Annotated in this window: 13 protein-coding genes and 1 pseudogene; 4 read left to right on the plus strand and 10 right to left on the minus strand. The window is 53.0% G+C overall.

Features of this window, described 5'->3' with window-relative positions; all coding sequences use genetic code 11:
- The first annotated feature begins 128 nt into the window (after window positions 1-128).
- Window positions 129-1,331, plus strand: coding sequence for an MFS transporter (locus ABLU96_RS18970; RefSeq protein WP_014228591.1), 1,203 nt, complete (start codon window positions 129-131; stop codon window positions 1,329-1,331).
- Complete coding sequence (locus ABLU96_RS18975) at window positions 1,331-2,146, plus strand: Cof-type HAD-IIB family hydrolase (protein WP_047724207.1); 816 nt, start codon at window positions 1,331-1,333, stop codon at window positions 2,144-2,146. The genes ABLU96_RS18970 and ABLU96_RS18975 overlap by 1 nt, the downstream gene beginning before the upstream one ends.
- A 46-nt stretch (window positions 2,147-2,192) precedes the next feature.
- Here ABLU96_RS18975 and ABLU96_RS18980 read toward each other — a convergent pair whose 3' ends face one another.
- Window positions 2,193-3,428, minus strand: a complete 1,236-nt coding sequence (locus tag ABLU96_RS18980) for an MFS transporter (RefSeq protein ID WP_042944794.1) — start codon at window positions 3,426-3,428, stop codon at window positions 2,193-2,195.
- A 318-nt stretch (window positions 3,429-3,746) separates the two neighbouring features.
- On the opposite strand from ABLU96_RS18980, the gene ybjG reads away from it, so the two are divergent.
- Window positions 3,747-4,340 carry an undecaprenyl-diphosphate phosphatase gene (gene ybjG / locus ABLU96_RS18985; RefSeq protein ID WP_064404659.1) on the plus strand — a complete coding sequence of 198 codons (594 nt, stop codon included), beginning with the start codon at window positions 3,747-3,749 and terminating at the stop codon, window positions 4,338-4,340.
- A gap of 125 nt (window positions 4,341-4,465) precedes the next feature.
- Window positions 4,466-5,224, plus strand: a complete 759-nt coding sequence (gene deoR / locus ABLU96_RS18990; protein ID WP_004849345.1) for a DNA-binding transcriptional repressor DeoR — start codon at window positions 4,466-4,468, stop codon at window positions 5,222-5,224.
- A gap of 28 nt (window positions 5,225-5,252) precedes the next feature.
- Here deoR and dacC read toward each other — a convergent pair whose 3' ends face one another.
- From dacC to ABLU96_RS19035, 9 genes and pseudogenes are all read right to left on the minus strand, one after another.
- The gene (dacC, locus tag ABLU96_RS18995) at window positions 5,253-6,455 is read right to left on the minus strand and encodes a serine-type D-Ala-D-Ala carboxypeptidase (RefSeq protein ID WP_032721350.1); all 1,203 of its coding nucleotides are present in this window, start codon (window positions 6,453-6,455) and stop codon (window positions 5,253-5,255) included.
- Window positions 6,456-7,677: 1,222 nt separating this feature from the next.
- Complete coding sequence (locus ABLU96_RS19000) at window positions 7,678-8,004, minus strand: hypothetical protein (RefSeq protein WP_233932890.1); 327 nt, start codon at window positions 8,002-8,004, stop codon at window positions 7,678-7,680.
- Window positions 8,004-8,243 carry a hypothetical protein gene (locus tag ABLU96_RS19005; RefSeq protein ID WP_320339669.1) on the minus strand — a complete coding sequence of 80 codons (240 nt, stop codon included), beginning with the start codon at window positions 8,241-8,243 and terminating at the stop codon, window positions 8,004-8,006. The genes ABLU96_RS19000 and ABLU96_RS19005 overlap by 1 nt, the downstream gene beginning before the upstream one ends.
- Before the next feature lie 3,575 nt (window positions 8,244-11,818).
- Window positions 11,819-12,181 (minus strand): annotated as a pseudogene (locus tag ABLU96_RS19010) (flagellar biosynthesis protein); the annotation flags it as partial.
- A 77-nt stretch (window positions 12,182-12,258) separates the two neighbouring features.
- Window positions 12,259-15,321, minus strand: a complete 3,063-nt coding sequence (locus tag ABLU96_RS19015) for a host specificity factor TipJ family phage tail protein (RefSeq protein ID WP_348862713.1) — start codon at window positions 15,319-15,321, stop codon at window positions 12,259-12,261.
- Window positions 15,318-15,698 carry a nitrite transporter gene (locus tag ABLU96_RS19020; protein ID WP_075912864.1) on the minus strand — a complete coding sequence of 127 codons (381 nt, stop codon included), beginning with the start codon at window positions 15,696-15,698 and terminating at the stop codon, window positions 15,318-15,320. The genes ABLU96_RS19015 and ABLU96_RS19020 overlap by 4 nt, the downstream gene beginning before the upstream one ends.
- 9 nt (window positions 15,699-15,707) lie before the next feature.
- The gene (locus ABLU96_RS19025; RefSeq protein ID WP_075912865.1) at window positions 15,708-16,190 is read right to left on the minus strand and encodes a DUF1833 family protein; all 483 of its coding nucleotides are present in this window, start codon (window positions 16,188-16,190) and stop codon (window positions 15,708-15,710) included.
- Window positions 16,177-16,656 (minus strand): hypothetical protein, encoded by a 480-nt coding sequence (locus ABLU96_RS19030; protein ID WP_064355234.1) that lies wholly within the window; start codon window positions 16,654-16,656, stop codon window positions 16,177-16,179. Before ABLU96_RS19030 ends, ABLU96_RS19025 begins: the two co-directional genes overlap by 14 nt.
- Complete coding sequence (locus tag ABLU96_RS19035; protein ID WP_101827062.1) at window positions 16,656-19,076, minus strand: phage tail tape measure protein; 2,421 nt, start codon at window positions 19,074-19,076, stop codon at window positions 16,656-16,658. The genes ABLU96_RS19030 and ABLU96_RS19035 overlap by 1 nt, the downstream gene beginning before the upstream one ends.
- Between the last annotated feature and the right edge of the window lie 15 nt (window positions 19,077-19,091).

Consider the following 19,091-nt stretch of genomic DNA (forward strand, 5'->3'; position numbering starts at 1 on the left):
ATATGCCTCAGGCTGAATCGAATCATAGAGGTCAATAAAAAAGCATTCCGCGGCAGCCTGCCTGGATGTACAAATGTACACAACCTTGCTACTGTTGTCTGCATCTCTTCACTCTCGGGCATTTACGGATGACAGCGCAAACCTCCCGCAGAGCCCTCCAGCTAAGGCTGTGGGCGCTCTTCATGTTCTTTTTTATCCCCGGATTACTCATGGCCTCATGGGCGACCCGCACGCCGGCGATTCGCGATCTGCTCGCGCTATCGACGGCGGAAATGGGGATTGTATTATTTGGACTTTCAATAGGTTCGATGAGCGGCATCCTCTGCTCAGCGTGGCTGGTCAATCGATTCGGCACCCGTAAAGTAATTCGCGCCACCATGTCCTGCGCGGTGGTCGGCATGCTGGTGCTCAGCGCCGCGCTATGGTTTACCTCGGCGGTGCTGTTTGCTATCGGCTTAGCCATCTTCGGCGCCAGCTTTGGCTCCGCGGAAGTGGCCATTAACGTCGAAGGCGCCGCCGTTGAACGTGAGATGAATAAAACCGTCCTGCCGATGATGCATGGTTTCTACAGCTTCGGTACGCTCGTCGGCGCCGGGATTGGTATGGCGGTAACCGGCTTCGGCCTGCCCGCCGCGCCGCACATCCTGCTGGCGGCACTGGTGGCCGTCGCCCCCATTGCTATCGCCATTCGCGCGATCCCTGAAGGCACCGGCAAAAATGCGGCGGAAGCGGCGCGCCATGAAGGCAAAGGCCTGCCGATATGGCGCGATGCCCAGCTGCTGCTGATTGGCGCGATCGTCCTGGCCATGGCCTTTGCTGAAGGCTCCGCCAACGACTGGCTGCCGCTGCTGATGGTTGACGGCCACGGCTTCAGCCCAACCTCCGGCTCGCTGATTTACGCAGGCTTCACCCTCGGCATGACCCTTGGCCGCTTTACCGGCGGCTGGTTTATTGACCGCTACAGCCGGGTGACGGTGGTTCGCGCCAGCGCGGTAATGGGCGCCCTGGGCATTGGCCTGATTATTTTCGTCGATAACCCGTGGGTCGCCGGTCTCTCCGTACTATTATGGGGCCTCGGCGCGTCGCTGGGCTTCCCGCTGACCATTTCTGCCGCCAGCGACACCGGCCCCGATGCGCCGAAGCGCGTCAGCGTGGTGGCGATTACCGGCTACCTCGCCTTCCTCGTCGGGCCGCCGCTGCTGGGCTTTCTCGGCGAACACTTCGGCCTGCGCAGCGCCATGATGGTGGTGCTGGCACTCGTGCTGGTCGCGGCCATCGTCGCCCGCGCGGTAGCGAAGCCCCAATCTGAACCCGTGATGGAGAACAGTTAATGAGCATCAAATTGATTGCGGTAGACATGGACGGCACCTTTCTGAGCGATGCCAAAACCTATAACCGTCAGCGCTTCCTCGCCCAGTATCAACGGATGCGCGAGCAGGGCATCCGCTTCGTCGTCGCCAGCGGCAACCAGTATTACCAGCTTATCTCCTTCTTCCCCGAGGTTGCCCATGAGATCGCCTTTGTCGCCGAAAACGGCGGCTGGGTGGTCAGCGCCGGCGAGGACGTGTTTAACTGCCGGATGCCGCAGGAGCATTTCAATACTGTTATCGACCATCTCCAGACGCTGACCAACATTGAAATCATCGCCTGCGGTAAGCGCAGCGCTTATACCCTCAACCAGTATAATGATGAGCTGAAAGCGGTCGCGGCGAAGTATTATCATCGCCTCGAACTGGTCGACGACTTTAATCATATTGCTGATGATGAAATTCTGAAGTTCGGCCTCAACGTCCCGGACCAGCTGATCCCGCAGATACAGCCGAAGCTGCACGCTGCGCTTGGCGATATGGTGACCGCGGTCGCTACCGGCTACGGCAGCATTGACCTGATTATTCCCGGCGTGCATAAAGCCAACGGACTGCGCATCCTGCAGGAACGCTGGGGGATCGAGAACCATGAAGTGGTGGCGTTTGGCGATAGCGGCAACGATATCGAAATGCTGCAGCATGCCGGCTTCGGTTTCGCCATGGCCAACGCCGCCGCGCCGGTGAAGGCCGTCGCCGGCTACCGCGCGCCGCACAATAACGAAGAAGGCGTGCTGCATATTATTGATAAAGTGCTTAATCGCGAAGCGCCGTTCGCCTAGGCCGCGCCTGCTGCGGCGCGTAACGTCGCAGCAGGGCATCTGAAGATTACTGCGGTTCGAGGGAGCTGCCTACGCGTTTATCCTTCAGGAAGTAGACCGTCATCGCCAGCCAGAGCACCCCGCTCAGCAGGTTGAGCAAGCTGAAGAGCCCGCTGCCGCCAGCCTCATAGGCGTGCTTGCTCACTTCGATACCCACGGTAAAGATCAGCATTTGCAGCATCCCCATCGCCGCCGACACCGTTCCCTTGCTCATCTCGCTGGCAAACAGCGTCAGGCGTACCAGCCCGGCGTTAGCGAGCCCAATCCCGAAGGCGTAAACGCTCAGCCCGGCGGTCATCCACAGATACGCGTGGGTTGACGCCACCGTCGCGATGGCGGAGATCAGCAGGCCGATCATAATCGGCCAGCCGCCGAGAATAATCAGCGAACGCACCGTCTTGCGGGAAGTCTGGCGCGCCAGCACCAGGTTACCGGCAATCAGCGCGCCAAATATCGGCACCTGCAGCAGACCATACTCGTAGCTGGTCGCCTGCTCGCCGCTGATGATGATCACCGGCGATTGGGCAATCCACGCCAGCAGCGGCAGGCTGACAAAACCGGTGGCCAGCGCGCCGGCGACAAAACGCAGGTTTTTCAGCACCTCACGATAATCACGCCCCAGCTCTTTAACCGATAGCTTCTCGCCCATGCGGGTGGCGGTTTCCGGCATCGCCTTCTGTAGCCCAAAAAAGGCGATAGCGGCCAGCACGGCAAACAGGACAAACATCATCTCCCACGGCAGGAGATGAACCCAGGCCGCGCCCACCAGCGGCCCAAGCAGCGGCGCAATCAGCGCGACGTTGGCCATCAGCGCCGTGATCTTGATGCACACCGCCTCTTCAAAAGACTCCTGTATCGCCGCATAGCCAACCGCACCGATAAAGCACAGGCTGATGCCCTGCAAAAAGCGCAGCAGCGTGAACTGCTCAATCGTCTGCGCCAGCAGCGTCGCCAGGCAGGTCACGATAAACCACACCACCCCGGTCAGCATGACCGGACGGCGGCCGATGCGATCCGAAAGCGGCCCCAGCAGCCACTGCAAAAACATACCGCCAGCCAGATAGGCGGTCATTGAGGTCGGAACCCACTCATTGCCCACGCCAAACTCTTCCACCACCGAGAGCATTCCCGGCTGGATCATGTCATTGCCGATATAGGTGGCGAATTCGTATAACACCAGGCACAGCGGAAAGAGCAGCGCCTGACGTCCGAGGCGTTTGCCTGAAAGCGAAGAATTGTGCATGAAATCTCTTATTTAAATAAAACCGCGCAAAGTTTAATGAAAGTCGTGCCGGGGAGATAGTGAATTGTGAGCGATGAAGAGAAATATCGCCACGCAGAGACCGCGTCGCCATCACCGAATGAAAATCCCACTGTATATATTTCGTTTATGTTTCAATTAGATTACAGGCTATATACTCCTTTACTCAGTCTGTTAACGAAGCCACATACGCACTTTCATTCATAACAAACTGATAATTAAGACAATACTGCTTTACCTTATTGCCACCGTTTTTTAAGGTGGGCGGCTTGTTGCTAACGGACCCAAGAGCCTGGATGTATGCTGGAAAATATTAACTACTCGCTGTTTGCATTCCTCAATGCCACCCCCGCGTCGCCGTGGTGGGCAATTGAAATCGCGACGTTTATCGCCAAAGACCTGATTATTACTGTGCCATTATTGGTATTCGCCTTATGGCTTTGGGGGCCAAACCAGCGTCAGCTAGTATTTAAGGTGATGATGGCGCTCGCGATTAGCCTCACGCTTTCATGGATATTCGGCGTGTTTTTTCCGCATGAACGTCCGTTTGCCGCCGGTGTGGGCTATAACTTTCTGCATCATTCACCCAATAACTCCTTCCCAAGCAATCACGGTACTATCTGCTTTACCTTTGCGCTGGCCTTTATGTTCTGGCACCGCCTGTGGTCGGGCACGCTGCTTATCGCCGTTGCCTGCGCGATTGCCTGGTCCCGGGTCTATCTCGGCGTTCACTGGCCGATGGACATGCTGGGCGGGCTTCTCACCGCGATGATTGCCTGCCTTAGCGCCCAACTGCTGTGGCAAAGCGGCGGAAAAACCCTCTATCAGCATCTGCAGCGGCTGTACCGCCTGTTCTTTTCGCTGCCGATTCGCAAAGGCTGGGTGCGCGAATAGACGTTCCTGACCAGCCGGTAAAGTTGCGGCAGCGCCCGATTCCTGCGCGTGACTAAGCCTCTTCCGGCAGGTAAAATCGCCGCTGACGCCCTGTCAATGCAGGGCGCTTTCAGCTTAGAGGGAATATGGAAACTCGTCGTGACGAACGCATCAGCCAGCTTATTCAGGCACTCAAGCGCAGTGATAAACTCCATCTAAAAGAAGCGGCCACCCTGCTTGGCGTGTCAGAGATGACCATTCGTCGCGACCTCAACGGCCACAGCGGCCCGGTCGTGTTGCTGGGCGGCTATATCGTTCTGGAGCCGCGCAGCGCAACGCACTATCTGCTGAGCGATCAGAAAACGCGCCTTGTGGATGAAAAACGCCGCGCAGCCCGCCATGCGGCAAAGCTGCTTGAGCCCCACCAGATGGCCTTTTTTGACTGCGGGACCACCACGCCGTGGATCATCGACGCCATCGATAGCGCCCTGCCCTTTACCGGCGTCTGCTATTCGCTCAATACCTTTCTTTCCTTACAGGAAAAGCCCCAGTGCCGCGCGATTTTGTGCGGCGGCGAGTTCCACGCCAGCAACGCCATTTTTAAACCGCTAAGCCTGCAGGATACGCTGAGCCACCTGTGCCCGGACATCGCGTTTTATTCCGCCGCGGGCGTCGATTGCGAGCAGGGCGCGACCTGTTTTAACCTGGAAGAGCTGCCGGTCAAACACTGGGCGATGAAAAGCGCTCGCTACCACGTGCTGGTTGTCGATCACAGTAAATTCGGCAAAGTCCGGCCGGCGCGGATGGGGGATTTATCGCAGTTTGACGTAATAGCCAGCGACGTCTGTCCGGATGACGATCTGCTCGCGCTGGCGAAGGAAAAACAAATTTCACTGCTTTACTAACCGCGCCCCGCAGGGCGCGGCCTGCATTTTAAGAGAACCAACCGCCGAACCAGCCGTGCAGTTTCATCAGCACGAAATCGATCATCCGGCTAAAGAAACCGCCTTCGTTTACCGCTTCCATCACAATCAGCGGCCGCTGCTCAATGGTTTTATCATTCAGTTTAAAGTCGATGGTGCCGACAACCTGCCCTTTGGTCAGCGGCGCGGTCAGCTGCGTATCGTTCAGGGTGTAGCTGGCCTTGAGGTTTTTCAGCTGGCCTTTCGGCAGCGTGATGGAACCCGCCTCGCCCGCCCCCAGCTTCGCTTCACTGCTATCGCCAAACCAGACGCGCTGGGTAATGAAGGTGGCATCGGGTTTAATCGGCGTCACGGTTTCATAGAAGCGGAAGCCCCAGGTCAGCAGTTTTTCTGATTCGTTAAAACGGATACGGTCAGTTTTGGTGCCGAGCACGACGGCAATCAGGCGCATATCGTTTTGCGTCGCGGAAGAAACCAGATTGTAGCCCGCCCCGGCGGTGGTCCCGGTTTTCACCCCGTCAGCGTTGAGGTTCGTGCTCCACAGCAGGCGGTTGCGGTTCGGCTGGCGGATTTTGTTGAAGGTGAACTCTTTTTCTTTATGGATCGCATACTCTTCCGGCACGTCATGGATCATCGCTTTGGTGAGCAGCGCCATATCGCGGGCGGTACTGAACTGGCCCGGCGCGTCCAGACCGTGCACGGTCATAAAGGTGGTGTTGGTCAGGCCCATTTTCTGCGCATAGCCGTTCATCAGGCTGACAAACGCGTCCTGGCTGCCCGCCACGTAGTCGGCTATCGCGATGCTGGCGTCGTTGCCGGACTGAATGATGACGCCCTTGTTAAGATCTTCTACCGACACCTGCATCCCCGGCTTGAGGAACATCACCGAAGAGCCGCGCAGCGCCGGGTTACCGGTGGCCCACGCATCGCGTCCGATGGTCACCATATCAGTAGACTTAATCTTACCCGCCTTTAACGCCTGGCCAACAACGTAGCTGGTCATGATTTTGGTCAGGCTCGCCGGGTCGAGTTTTTCGTCGGCATTGCCTTCGCTGAGCACTTTGCCGCTGGCATAGTCCATCAGGATCCAGGCTCGCGCGTCAATGGATGGCGCATCGGGGAGTTGTTCCGCAGCCTGCACCGCAGGCGCAACGAGAAGTAAAAGCGCGCAGCCTGCCGCGAGGCCGCGAAGGGAAAAAGCATCATGCGTCATAAGAGCCACCCAAGTATCCTTTCCAAACAAAAATATGCCGCCACACTCGTTCCGCGCCGCAGCAGCCGGTGAGTAAAGCGTACAAATGACCTTAAAGAAACAGCGAGTTGGTAAAGTTTTTAAAGTTTACGCAATAACCTCGTCCGGTGCTGCAAACAGCGCAATTTTTTTGATCGCGGTTGCCTAAATATTAACTTTATTATGGCATGCAAAAAAATAGTTTAGCAAATTCAACGTTCTGCATTTTTTTCAACAACTTAACTTTATTGACTTCTGGTCAAATGTGGACAAATGCGGACATTTGATTGCCCCAAATCGTGCCCCAAACGTTATTCTGCCCCAAAATTTGCCCCAATTTTACCCCCTAAGGGTCTGAGGCAATAACCATTCTCATAGCTTACAAATAACCCATTAAGGGGTTGCAAGTTGACTACTTTGCCAGCAGGTGCTTATGGGCGATTAATGAGATACGTTTCTTGCGCTACTACTGCTCACGGTGACTCCCGGTAAGGATTTTGCAGCCCGGCCTAAGGCAGTGTTGAAAGCAATTAAAGTGACTGGCCGACATTCATACTTTACCCGGTTCGAATGACTCTGAAACACAAAAACATCCTCTGGATACCTTTCCCGTCGCCGAGTTATCATCGCCATCGCCCTAGGTGGGATTTCAACGCGCAGCGCTTTCAGTCTCCCCCGCTCTCGTATCAGTATTGAATCATTATCTATGTCATCGTACCGAAGCGCCAACAGCCTACCCGCACTAAGGCTCGTATGGAAAATCAATGCCCACAAATCAGCCCAAGTATCTGAGTTGTTGGCAAGTTGACTATTTATTACCAAAAATTGCGCGAACGTTAACGTTTTCTTACTACTCACAGTTAACCAATCTTTCATCTATTATTCGTGAGGTTATTATCTCAGATGTTAATTTCAGGCAACAGTAGTTAACGTGCGGTTAATCACACTCCCCTTCAAACAGGGGTAGTATCCAGCCTCAAGCTGTTGATCGTGTGCATAGCAACTCCGAGCACTTCAACAGTTCCAGGCCCCCTTAAGTAAAAACATACCCATGCAACCGGAACTTTAACTTAACTGTTCAGACCAGAATTATCTGGAAACATCAGGAATTTTCTCAGAAGATATACTCCGCGCGGAGACGCACACAGCAATAATGTCATGAAGTTTTTTTCCCCTGAGTGTGCCTGCTCCGGGGATTTTTTTATCAAACAGGACTTGTATACTGTCTCAAGTCGTTAATCGCATGGGTTGCGACTCCGAGCAATTCCACGTCTTTCAGCGCCTCACCTTCAATGCTCTCGCCTTCGGCTGTAATAAAAGAGCGGCCCATCAATTTTGCAAACTGCAGTTCGCCAGCCAGGCGGATAAGAAGGACGCTTCCTTGCGTCACCTTCAGCGATAAATCGAGAACGACATAGCCGCGATCAGTCTCTATAACCTGAGAGTTCGCGCCAATATTGCACGCAGCCGTGACAGTCAGTCTCTGCTCAACATAGTCGGCAGCAGGTGAAGGAAACGAACTTACCATCATTACATGATCCTCCCCATATTCCTTAAAATCCAAAGCCTGTTTTCGGTGTGGCCCGGAGTTTTGTCAGCGAAGCAGCTTTGATAGCGCTCTATCCACCGATTAGCATCAGAGTGTGAGAAGTGAATGCCGCGCTGCTGTAATGATGAAACGAAATCCCGTGTGTGTAAGTATTGATATCCCTTTGAGTTGCGCAAAACTGACTCGCGAAACGCCTGGTTTATGTCTGTTTGTCTAAGCACGATCTTCCCTCGCATAATCACTGTTTATACATACAGTAGTTTTATCGAAAGGGAAGATCAAGAGAGGTTGCGGCTATCAATTTCAATGACAGCCGCAATGTTCTGTTTGCTATTGAATTGCCGTCCGTGGCAAAGAATTAAACTTCTTTGACAGAAACCCAGGCTATCTCGATCTGCTTTGCTGTCTCTCCCAAAAGTGTAAGCCGTAATGCGTTTGTTGCGGCTGCATTTGCCCCTACCGCCCAGTACCGTATTTTGTGCTCCATCCATCCCAGCCCCACTGGCAGGCTGTATTGCATCGCCAGCGTCTCTTTTCCGTCGGCCTGCTGCCCGATAAGAAGCCTTAACTCGGCAAAATCCTGAGAGTCTGACGTTATTGGGGAGGTTGAAAAATCGGACGCTGAACTGAAGAGGGGGAGCCATCGACGACACCAGATTTTTATTTCCAGCTCGACGGCATCCTGTTCTGTGGGGGCCATAAAGTCCTGAGACACAAAATTTGTATCATCAACCGCCACAACCTTTGTGCATCCTGCCGGAGGATTCCCGCCCGCCGGGACATAACGCGGCACACTTCCAATACGATTCCATGAGGCAATTTCCGTATCACCAAAGCGAGTCTGCGAAAGCAGCTCACTCCCGCGGGCTCGTTTTTCCTGCGATTGCCAGTTATTGACCTGCTTGCTATCTCGCCCTGTGTAATCAACATGGATGTCTGACAGGCTGAAATTCCCGGAAGCCACCAGTAAAAAGCTGATTTTATCCCCCTGCATAAATTTCACCGCATCACTTCCCGTCAGCGGTCCACTGATTTGCTGCCAGGCCGCAACCGGGCTGTTGAATGTGGCTTCCGGGCTGCTCTGGTCAGGTGCAACCAGATAGTTCAGTGCATAAATCGTTACTGAATCCCCTTTAGTTACCAGATTCACAGATGACACGCCCTCTCCGGACGACGGGAGGATAGCTTCCACCAGAGCAAAGTTTGTGAATGACAGAGAATTTCCCTGCGCCAACTGACCGTATTCAGAGTTGTAACGGGTCCGGTTTGCGCCGATATCGTTATTCAATACAGTCAAATCATCGAAGTAGGCCTGTTTCGCATCCGGAATGGCGGTATGGCCCAATGTGATCTCTTTGAACTTCTTCGCCCTCTCCAGAATATTTCCATAAACCAGATCGCTCACTGAGCTGATAGTGACGCCTGGCCGTGGCCGGAATATTTTAATTCCACTGCGCGGGCGCGGCATCGCATTAATACATTTTAATATTGGGGACCAGAGCTGGGAGTTGGTTCGTGTTCCTGGGTGAGAACCGGCCCATATGCGTGGTTCTGAGAAAAACTCAAAATTTCGCGCCTCAGTCGTGATATCCCAGAATTCTGCGCCCAGCGTATCCGCGACAGCTCTCATCTGTGCGTAGGCATACGGCTCGATTTGCGGGTGCTCACTGCAAATGATGGGTTTTGCTCCTAACGCGCGTACAGAGCGGACGACTCTCTCCATGTTGGCCTGCCAGTACCGCCAGTTTGTTGCGCGAATGGCCGCATCATTCGTCTGGCTGATAATCACCACGTGGCTGGCCCCCATGTCTCTGATGCCCCACCCAAATGTTTTGCTGTTATTCAGGATGCGATCGTTAATCATCAGATAGGTGTTGCCTGATACGCCATATGGCTCTATCCGCCAGTCTGTCAACGAAGACAGCACGGCGGCATAAGACTTATCTTTCAGTGCATGCATCGATTCGGAATAACTGTCCCCCGCAAAAACAGTTTTACTGCTGTTTTTGACGGTGATTTTTTCGCTGATGAACTCGGCAGGGGAAACTGAATACTGCCCGGCTACCAGCTTGGACATATTGCGCTCTGTCAGGCGGCGCAATATGGGATCCATAGTTATCGCGGTATCCGCAGCCATCAGGAAAAAACCGGTCGCGTAACGCTCAGACGTAGCCGGTGCAACACCTGACCCCACCCACAGAGTGTAAACGGGTGAAGCATAGGTACTAACCTGACCGGCCTGCCACACAAGATACAAGTTCGGCCCTACGGTTTTGATACCGCGCTCAGTGGTGTAGGTGATCTCAACCAGAGATGCACCATTAACCTGGAAAATCTGCGCCCGGGCGATACCTGCGACATCAGCAGGGTTCTCTGCATAAATCAGGAAATAGGCACCGACGTATTTCCCGCGCAGATCGGTAGTACTGGTATAGCCAACAAACTCCGTCGCTGACCCGTCGGTACGCCACTTAATTGCCCTGGTATATCCGCGATCCAGCAATGACTGCTGAGTGGTCAGGGATACATCAGCCGACCCACCACGAACCGGCGGATTCAGGCTTCCCCCATCCATGTCACCATACGTCAGCAGGTTGCGCTCGAAATTAAACTGCAGCACATCCTGGTTTGTAAAGCGCACCTGGTTCAACGTGTCCAGGTCGTTGACTACACGCTTGGCAACGTTGCGCTCTGTCAGGCTCCAGAGTAGCGGCTGAATATCGTAGTCCGTTGCTCCGACGGAAAGATAAAAGGCGGTGGCAAACCGGTTCGCAGTGACAGGCGCCGTCGACCAGCCCAGACAAAGTTCAGTGACTGGGTTGGTATACGCGTTAACGGTGCCCTTTGCCCAGAGCAGCCACAGGTAGTCGCCCACTTTACGCTTACCGATATCGTTGCTGTAGGTGATCTGCGCGAGATTCCCATCATTGCTCTGAAATATATTCGCGTAGTCCAGGTTATCAATATCAGCAGCATTCTCAGCATAGACGAGAAAATACCCGCAAACAGTTTTCCCGCGCAGGTCTGCATTACCGGTGCTGCGAATGAACTCTGTTCCGCCGATACGGGCTTGCAGGGCATTTTTATAGCCACGCTCAATTAACGTCTGCTGTGTAGTGAGGGCAACAACGGATGAGCCGGAGCGAATCAGCGGGTTCAGCGAACCACCATCAAGGTCGCCGAAGTTGATGATATTGCCGTGGTAATTGAACTTTTTATCCAGTTCGCGATGGTTGATTGCAAAGTCGCTGGCCGGGTATGGCGCGTCCCATTTCACGCTGTCGAGTGTCATCGCAGATTCACTGAACACGTAGCACAGACCCGTAATAAATCTCGAATCTGAGGGAGCCCCTAATCCTGCTTTACCAATATGCAGGTATCTGGCACTCCCGTCGGCAGGAACAAAAGCCAGGGTGCCATAGCAGCGGATATTTGCAGAAATGTCGCGACGGAAATTGACATAAGGAACCGCCGGGCTGGTGATGTTATTCAGGCCCGCGTCAGCCAGATATGAACACGTTGAATCTGCGCCAAAAGAACCATCAGCTGAGAATACCAGCGCTGACATCAGCACGTATTTACCATACAGCGGCTCAGGGATTTTTACCGGAGAGGCCAGCATGCTGGCATAGGTATCACCATCAGGAAGACGGACTCCATTTTTGCAACCAATTCCGAGCAGGTAGGTATCCGTAATGGCAACAAGTTTACCTGTTACATAGGATGACCCGGCATTTTTCATCTTCGGCGGCAGGCCTGAACGAAAGCCACCATCATCGAACATATTCGCCAAGCGCAAAGGAACTAAAGCTGTTTGTGACGGCATAGCTCTGTAAGTAGGCTCAAGCACTCCCCCATTATTAATCACTTCAAATGCCAGGGCTATATTGCCAGGGCTTCTCACATAGGTCGTTGACCCCTCGGGAATATTCGCAATATCCGCCTGCGCCGCCTCAATCGTCATGTACTGCTTACTCAATGGGATCAGGTTTTTCCTAACCTCATCGTTTTTCGCCATCATTCCGCGCCAGGTATCCAGATCAACGCCCGCGCGGTCCGGTTCGGTCAGCGCATCACCATTCACTAGCTTATCCAGACGCTCAGCGTTATCGAGCAGCACGGCGGGAGACGTGCTCCCCAGCTCCGGGTTAAAGGCCATGTTTTTTGCTCCAAAAAAGGCGTTCGCCCAAACGAGGGTTTGAGCGAAAAGAGTTAATAAGGGGTTTTTATGGGGTATTACGCGACGTCGCCGGGGTATGTGGCGTCGTCGTAGGCGTAGAACGATTCAAGATATTCGTTGGCGGTCACCTGACAGGTGCCGTCAGACTGTGGGGCAATTTCTGCCACCAGCGCATCATAGACATGCCGCGTTGAGCCGCAGAACACCAGCCGGATCGGCTCGATGGTTGCAGACGATAAATTGATTTTCAGCAGGTCATCAAACTCACTCAGATGCGGGACAGAAAGTTGATAATCCCCTGCTCTGGTCGCCACCATCAGACCGGAGGCCGAGCCATCCTGGTAACGGATCAGCGCGCGAGGGTTTTCAAAAGACCAGTCCAGCGGCTCCGTAACGGTGAAGGTCGTTGAACCGCCAGATGTTGTCATCTCCTCAACAAGACAGGAAATCGTGTTATTCCCCGGTATATCGTCGGTCAGCACAATACGATCGCCAACGTTGTAGCAGAGCGCGTCCATTTCGGTCGTCGTCTGGAACGTTACCCGCTGCTGCAGGTATTTCATCAGGCGCCGCATCCCGATTTGATAAGCGTGATCCTGGCTCAATACCCCGTCGAGTTTGTAATCCTCGATTTTCACCGGTGTGGGGTTATCGGGAGTGCGGCATTTAACCGTCTCTTCCGCCCAGGTGGTCCCGTTAATGTAAGTCACGTCAACGCCGTCGTAATCATCGTCAGATGGAGCAGTGAAACCACTCTGCAGCTCTTCGACCATCTCATGCGGGGTGATGACGCCTGTCCAGGGCTTAATCCCTTCCCGGTTTACTGTCGCCAGGCCATCACTCAGCAGAAAACGTGACTTGCCGGCGTTGGTGATCTTTTGCAGCATTTCCAGTGCCGAGATACTGTCGCCGGTAGCGAAATCAAAATACTCTCCCCGCGGCGTCCAGTACGCAGACTCCAGTGCGTTAATGGTATCGACATCCATCTCCAGCCCCAGCGAGTTCCCGACATGGAGCAGCGCCCCCGAAATGGTTCTGGCCGTTCCGGTTTCATAGGCACGCGTCCCCACAACGTTTACGCGGCGGTCAGACTGCGCCGCCAGTTTACCGCCCGTCTCGACGGTCACCGCCATCAGCGACACTCCGGGATAGGATGAAGGACGCGTCAGCAGGCGCCCGCGCAGTGCCTGCCAGTACATCGAATCCCTGGCATTATTGGAGCCCTGCTCGTTGCGCCGTCGGCAGCGAACCTCTACAAGCCCCGGAGAAGCGAGTGTGATCCGCTCAGTAAAGCCCAGACCGTTAACGTTTTTCAGCGCGTACTCGCCCTGTTTACTGACCCACCCAGAGCCGGAGCCATAAATCCGGTACTGAATTTCCCACTCAACATGCCGGAGTCGCTTTTTTCCCTTGCTGTCAAAACCGCAGATGCCGTTCGGAAAGGAAAAATTCACTTCGAACATATCCACGGTTTCATTTTCAGGACAGACAAGGTACGGACCCAGCCAACTCAGCGTGTCGTTGAGCCCGGTTGCCTCGTAGTCGATCATCGTCCTGGCGGTGAATCCCGGCCATGACTCATCAACGGTACCGTTAAACAGACGCGCCACCGTCGCCGTCGTGCCGTCAGCTGACACAATCCGGTACTCATTCCCGCGGTGAGCAAGTGAAAGCCGTTGCACGCCTTCAGGCATGCCCGAAAATGCGGTTCCCGTGGCGCTGCTATAGGCGAGCGTCACATTTGCCGTTACCGCCGGGCTGCCACCGGTTGATGCCGTGCCGGAGGTGTAAACCGGGGCATCACCGAAAACGGCAGCAGGCAGCGAGGATGATGTGATTGCTCCTCCCGCGAACGGACTGGCCGCCTCGGTTATCAGTACAGTGCCGCCGTTATCCTGCGCGACCAGGCCGGAACCAGTCAGCCCTTCGGTGATGGCCGCCAGCAGTCCAGACATCGACACATAGTTCGCCACCAGAGACACCGAGTAAGCGATCCCCTGCCACGTGATCGTGAACGTGCTGGAGCTGGTCGAAAAGTCGTAGGTGGTAGGGGCTGCGCTGGCCTGTACTTTAGCAGCGCTGCCACCAACGCCGGGGACGGCGGCCTGACCCGATGTATATGACGCAATAAACAGATCGTAATCGACGCTATTGAAACTGAGCGTCACCGGCATACCGACCACCGGCGCGATCTCTGTCAGAAGAGGACTGGCGATAACGCTGTACCCGGCCGCCGTTGATATCTGGTAATTGGCAGGAGCCTTTATCTCAACAATCGCGCCTTCTACCCAACTATCCGGCAGAGAATTGTCGTTCTCGTCGTCATCATCACCATCATCCGTGTCCAGCCCGGTAAACGTTACGTCTGCTCCGGTCACGGTCATGCTGTCTGCGATAATGTCGTCCGCATCCGGCGACGTCTGGGCCATGTCCAGCCCGGTACCGGATGACGTCCCGCCCACCTCGGTAGAATTGAACCAGTTTTCACTGCGCTCATCGCCGGAAACGTCCGCACCAGGGGGGTAATGCGTGCTGCTGAATCCCGGCAGGGTCGATGCAGGCGTACTGCCAACGCGGATATCGCCATTGGTATAATCCAGAGTTCCGACACCAAGGCACAGCAGCATCTGTACGCGCATTTTCGTTGGATCGGCAGCATCGAACCGGGTAACGGGCTGCACAACATAATCCGGATAAATACGCACGCGCCCAAAAACTTCACGAATCGCATCACCCAGTTTCGCGCTGTTTGCTTTCGCGGGGTTCAGGTCGAGGCTTCGTCCGGTGGATGACGTGTAGCCACCGGCGTCAAGGCCACTCATCATGAAAAGAGAATAAGCGGCGGTTGCGACAGCTACACCCACAGCGATCCATCCAAGTGTCACCGGGTCAAATGGGACTGGATACATCCGCACATCGCTTGCGGGACTGATTGCCTGAGACGACCAATCCTCTGATGCGATGGGAACGCCGTCCACATCAATGGCCAGCGGCGGTATTTTTTTGTCGGTGTAATTTTCTACATTTTTCACCAGCCACTCTCGAATAGTCATACAGCTATGTTCATGGGTTTCAAGAGGCTCTCCCGGCAAGCGGGATGGATAAAATTTTATAGTCACTTCCAGAACTCCACTCGGACATAGCGGCGCTTAAAGCGACTCAGCGGCAGGAACGTCACATTAGTGGCGCTCCCACACTCTGCAACCATCAGTTCGCCATTTAATTTCACCACAACAGCAACATGCGTCACCGTCGAACCAGAGAAACAAGCCACTCCAGCCCCCTCGCAAGGGTCAGAACGTTCCAGTGTTAACATTAACTTCCGCGCTTCACGATCAAGGCCGCCACCGTCTTTAGTCACCCCGGCGAAATCGGGCCATTCAGGCAAGTTTAGATCCCGGCGAATTTCATTGACCAGGCCAAAACAGTCGAGTTGCGGATACACTCTGCCGCCCTTCAGCCAGGTGACTGAAAGGTATTTGTCAGGGTTAAACATTGGGATTCCTTAGCTGATGTAACGCAGACCGGGGAATAAAGGGAGCGTATAACGGTATCGCGGCCAGGCTGTATCGAGGACATTCATATAGCCCGCGGTGATCTGCACCTCTGTCGCTGTCCAGTAGCCAGATTTGACCTGCAGCGTATACGGTACCGCTGCAGGCGCCGCTAAATCTGTGGAGATATAACTCCGGTAAGTCAGCGACGCCGAAAGGCGGTTCCCCAGCGCATTGCGGATCGCCGTGGACACAACGCCGTCGATATTGCACAGAGCGAATTTCAGGTCCTGCGTTCCGTCCTCATTACGCGCCGGCAGCGCAATATCCAGCGCGCAGGCGGTAAACGTTACGGTCTCGCCGTTCTCCGTCGTCGCGGTGATGTCCTCATAACCCTGGCAGAGGTAGTGAACATCAGAACCGATAGTTATCTGCAGCGTTTCAATAATGACCTCCGACCCGCTGCTGGCGTAGAGGCGATTAAGTATCGTCATGTTTTGGCCACTCCCTGTTGAGTGCAATATCGAGTAGTGAACTACCTGCAACCCACTCAGGATAATTACCCCATGGCGGCGGCAGGAGTGGACGCTCCCATAATTCAAGAGTTGCGGTGTACTGCCAGTAATTTCCGCCTGTCAGCGCAGGTCCATCATAGATGTCCGTGAACCGGCAAACCTTTGACGACTCACCTCCAGGCGTTCGCAGGTTCATATTGAACCATGATGCGCCATCAGATAAGGCATCCCGAAACCATGCTTCAAATGCCTGGGCCTGAACATCTGTCAGTAGCCAGGTAACACTGGCCTGGGTAGGAGTGGAGGTATAACGGCGCCTTTGCCTTGCCCTCCCTGTAGTGAGCTGTGTTCTGATTATCGGGCTTGTAGGTGTTAGCCCATATCCCTCTTGCAAAGGGACGGGCAAAACATCGTGCGGATAGTAGATAGTGCTTGTTATGGCCATCAGGTTAACTTCCTCCCGGTGCTCCAACCACTTCCCATGGCCTTACCTATTTTCCCTGTCCCTGTTGCGATCTGGTTTGCACTCAAATTGAGAGCCTCCTGAACTGCTTGCTTTTGTGTCTCTTTCAACAGAAGAAGCGTTCTCTGGTCTGGATCACCATTTACAGTTGTGCTGATATGCACATCCGGGAGCTTCCCACCAGTAGTGTCTTTGCTGACTCTATCCAGGGTGGCATCAAGTTTTGCACTGGTTTTAGCAGTAGTAACTCGCTCGCCTTTTTGCAGGAGCCATGTACCCGTCTCTGGGACACTATCAAGCCCATCGTGGGCCATCCCCACAGCAGAAATATTGGATACGATACTCGCTGTTGAGGCTGCAACACTTGCCATAGCTACGAGGTTGTAGGGAAATGGGTTTGCGGCCGCCATCGCGATCCCTTGCTGAATAGCAATAATTGATTGAGCTATAGCTGCAGCTTTTTGAACAGCAAATGCTGCTTTATATATGCCTGATTGCTCCCCAAAAGCAGTACGAGTCATATCAACCATTGATCCCAGACCATCAACAACACTACTTAACATCAGTTGATTGCGGGCATCGTCGAGCCTGTTCATTTCATCCTGGTGTTTTTTCTTTAACTCAAGTTCTCTGGCGTCCCATTCTTCATTAAGGTCAGCGCGTGCTTGTCGGTTCTGTTCAAGCAAATCAAGTTGGTTCTGATACCACTTTTCCTGCTCTTTCTGCGCATCATCGACTTTTCTTAGCTCACCGAGTTGCCCACCAAACATGGGGTCTATACCAGTAAAGTTAGGCATATCGGCAAATGAATCTTCGGTGATAGCTTTGGTTGCTTTTTTTACTTCTTCCTTGCTGACTCCGGGCAATCCCTGAATATCTTTCAGGACTTTAAAGCGTTCTTTCGTGGTTTTAAGGAGCTTTTCTTCAGGTGTTAATAACTCATCTTGTAAATCACGGAATTTTGACAGGGCATTGTATTTATCAATTTCAGATGCAAGCCCTTCCAGCCTAATCTGTTGCTCTTTATTAATACCTACAAGTTTTCCAGTAGATAAATCGAATCGCAGTTTTTCAAGCTCTGTGACTTCTTTCGTTTTACCAGTAAGTTGATCGGTTAATACAATCTGACGTAGATAGCTCTGCTCCACAGCTTTATAAGCATTATCAAGTTTATTTACTGGTGTTTTAGCAGGCTTACCATTCGTACTTCCCGCAGGTAGTGCAAACGGATTGTCAGTTCCTACTGTTGCAGCCTGAAGAGGTAGAGATACCCTGCTGGTATTAGAAAGTTTATCTCTTGTTTCTATAAGAGAAAGTAACTCATCATTGAGGGCTTTTGCGCTGTCATCTACTCCGGTAAGCCAACCAAACATCGACTCACCTTTAGAGTAAAAACCATTTCTTCCCTCAAGGCTTTTTTGCAAATAAGTAATACGTTCATTGACCTGGTCAATATTCGAGAGGTCAATTTTACCGCTAAGTGCCGCGAAACGGTTACCAGTGCTAGAGGCAAGTTGGCCAGCTCCCGCAGCAGCTTTTACAAGCCATCCGGCAAGCTTGGCAACTTCTGATACAAGATCAGAAATACCTTGAAGAACAACAGGATCAGTCAGTACATCATGAAGTTTATCAAGTGAACTCTGTAAAGGGTTTAGATCGACTTTAGCTAACCCTGCCGAAATCTCAATTTTGAGCCCAGCGACTTGAGCCTCCATATCTTCAAAGAGCTGGTTTACCTTCACTAAATCATCAATAGAGGATGGATCGGGAGCAACACCATAATCTTTAGCAAGATCAATAAACTGTTTAAGTTTTTTATTATTGTTATCAAACAAAGGAAGCAATTTTGAAAGGTCATTACCCAAACTTTCAAGAATCGTTGTTTTCTCGGCATTAGTACTAATTTTCTCTAGGGATTCACCTATAGCGAGCAATTGTTTATCCGGACTAACTTTTGATAGTTTTTCAGCTGATAATCCAAGGGCATTAAGTGCATCTACAGCTTCACCAGATTTATTTAATACTGCATCGCCAATTTTATCGCCAATATCCTTAAAGATATCAGCCATTTGATCACCCGATACACCAGCCTTTTCAGCGGCAAACTGCCAAGCGAGAAGCTCTTGAGTAGATAGCTGTAATGATTTAGCCCAGCGATCAGTTTCTGATATTTGCCTTGATGTTGATTTAAGCAATTGAAATCCGGAGGCACCTACAGCTAGCCCAGCAGCAATAGCAGCAGCCCCTATCCCTGTAAGCGCTGCACTAGATTTTGCCACATCATCTTGTACCTGCTTACTCCACTTGGCTGATGCACGTTCAGCTTTATCCATCCCTGAAACAAATCCACCAACTTTTGCAATCAAGTCGATAGTAAGAGTACCTAGTGACTTGCCAGCCATAAATTCTCCAAGAGA

The sequence above is a fragment of the Klebsiella sp. CN_Kp106 genome, assembly GCF_040064575.1.
GTDB classification, from domain to species: domain Bacteria; phylum Pseudomonadota; class Gammaproteobacteria; order Enterobacterales; family Enterobacteriaceae; genus Klebsiella; species Klebsiella michiganensis.

Coding starts and splice junctions, on each gene's coding strand:
- ABLU96_RS18980 (WP_042944794.1), bottom strand. CDS start 3,428: ATGCACAATTCTTCGCTTTCAGGCAAACGCCTCGGACGTCAGGCGCTG.
- ABLU96_RS19030 (WP_064355234.1), bottom strand. CDS start 16,656: ATGGCCATAACAAGCACTATCTACTATCCGCACGATGTTTTGCCCGTC.
- deoR (WP_004849345.1), top strand. CDS start 4,466: ATGGAAACTCGTCGTGACGAACGCATCAGCCAGCTTATTCAGGCACTC.
- ABLU96_RS19035 (WP_101827062.1), bottom strand. CDS start 19,076: ATGGCTGGCAAGTCACTAGGTACTCTTACTATCGACTTGATTGCAAAA.
- ABLU96_RS18975 (WP_047724207.1), top strand. CDS start 1,331: ATGAGCATCAAATTGATTGCGGTAGACATGGACGGCACCTTTCTGAGC.
- ABLU96_RS19025 (WP_075912865.1), bottom strand. CDS start 16,190: ATGACGATACTTAATCGCCTCTACGCCAGCAGCGGGTCGGAGGTCATT.
- dacC (WP_032721350.1), bottom strand. CDS start 6,455: ATGACGCATGATGCTTTTTCCCTTCGCGGCCTCGCGGCAGGCTGCGCG.
- ybjG (WP_064404659.1), top strand. CDS start 3,747: ATGCTGGAAAATATTAACTACTCGCTGTTTGCATTCCTCAATGCCACC.
- ABLU96_RS18970 (WP_014228591.1), top strand. CDS start 129: ATGACAGCGCAAACCTCCCGCAGAGCCCTCCAGCTAAGGCTGTGGGCG.
- ABLU96_RS19000 (WP_233932890.1), bottom strand. CDS start 8,004: ATGATGGTAAGTTCGTTTCCTTCACCTGCTGCCGACTATGTTGAGCAG.
- ABLU96_RS19020 (WP_075912864.1), bottom strand. CDS start 15,698: ATGTTTAACCCTGACAAATACCTTTCAGTCACCTGGCTGAAGGGCGGC.